At 74.7% G+C, this 328-nt stretch carries 1 protein-coding gene; it reads left to right on the top strand.

The window, feature by feature from the left end; genetic code table 11:
- On the top strand, positions 1-305 hold a 305-nt coding region (locus HKX41_10845; protein NNC24627.1), incomplete at its 5' end, for a cytochrome P460 family protein.
- Between the last annotated feature and the right edge of the window lie 23 nt (positions 306-328).

Genomic DNA, 328 nt, shown 5'->3' on the forward strand with positions numbered 1-328 from the left:
ACCGCGACGGCCGCTACGCCGACGGCGCGGTGCTGGTCTACGACCTGTTCGAAACCCGCGACAGCGGCGACGGCCTGATCGACCAGGGCCCGCGCCGGCACATCGACGTGATGGTCAGGGACAGCGTCCGCTACGCCGCCACCGGCGGCTGGGGCTACGCCGAATTCGCCGCCGGGCAACGCAGCGACCGCCTGACGCCCGCCGAACGCGACGGCTGCGCGGCCTGTCACGCCAGCCGCGCCCAGCATGGCCACGTCTTCAGCCAGTGGCAGAACCGCGACGAGGGCGGCGCGCCGAGCTCCTGACCTCGGCCCGTCCCCGGGCAGCG

The organism is Salifodinibacter halophilus, from assembly GCA_012999515.1.
In the GTDB taxonomy this organism is placed as follows: Bacteria; Pseudomonadota; Gammaproteobacteria; order Nevskiales; family Salinisphaeraceae; genus Salifodinibacter; species Salifodinibacter halophilus.